Origin of the sequence: Limosilactobacillus pulli (assembly GCF_947381555.1) — a bacterium.
GTDB classification, from domain to species: Bacteria; Bacillota; Bacilli; order Lactobacillales; family Lactobacillaceae; genus Limosilactobacillus; species Limosilactobacillus pulli.
In genome coordinates this window covers 1-1,056 of record NZ_CANCWQ010000071.1, presented here as the reverse complement: position 1 = coordinate 1,056, position 1,056 = coordinate 1, and the positions used below count along the sequence as shown (strand labels likewise).

At 40.4% G+C, this 1,056-nt stretch carries 1 protein-coding gene; it reads right to left on the bottom strand.

What is annotated here, in order from left to right:
* Window positions 1-32: 32 nt before the first annotated feature.
* Window positions 33-1,056 (bottom strand): IS30 family transposase (locus tag QOS03_RS09125; RefSeq protein WP_143454391.1); only part of this gene is annotated, 1,024 nt, incomplete at its 5' end.

The window sequence follows — 1,056 nt, the reverse complement described above, 5'->3', positions numbered from 1 at the left end:
CCTAAATTTCAAGAATAAGTTAGCCACTGGACTCAAATAAATAATACTGACCAATTGATTATTGGTTGATGGAGCTGTGATATCTCTTGGTAGAAGGCCTTACGATAGATATCCATTGACGAATGTCCATTAAACATAGCTCGTGGATAGTGATTCATCCAATCATTAGTCGCTATGATCTGAGCACTACTATAGTTATTTATAGCTTCACCTTTGGTAATCTCCTTGCGGAGAAACCGGTTATTGATCTCATTGGATCCACGTTCCCAAGGGGAATACGGATCAGCATAGAAAACATGATCGTGAACTTGTGTTAACTCACTAAATTCTGAACCGTTGTCAGAGGTTATTGTCTTAAAGATGCGATAGTAAGCATCTGTGCCCATTTTCTGGCGTAAATTTATAAAGAACTGATTTACTGCATGCGCAGTTTTACCAGCAATTTTACTCGTGATATTAACTCGTGAAAGGCGATCAGTCATTACTAGTACAACACTGTCATTACCGTTTTTCTGTCCCTGAACTGTATCTAGTTCCCAATGGCCAATTTCGGACCGTTGGTCCGCAGTTTGAGGTCGTTGAGCAATATTAGGCCCTAAGCACCTTTTAGCTTGCGGATGAGTTCGATGATGCTTACGTTTAGGCTTTTCAAAGAGGTCTAAATTGGACGTACGAAGCACACCCTCATTAATCCATTGATATAAAGTTACAACCGACTTTGGGATCAGGGTGCCATCATTCATTAAATCTCGAGCCTTATAAATAACCGCTTGTGGGGAGTAATGGTGGTCGTCAAACTCACCAAGCATTAGCTGATCAGCTAATCGTAAAAATTGCTTTGAAGAATAATATAAGCGACGACGACCAGAATGGCGGTGATGTTCAAGATATGTGGCCTGACCAGCTTCATAACTATAGATGTAGTAAGAATATTCGTAAATCTTACCATTAGATTTTTGACGACGAAGTTGGCGGACCGTACCACGGTTGAGCTCGTTATTAATTGTTTGATGATTAACTCCTAATTGGCGACCAATTGCGCGATTGGAAAGTCCT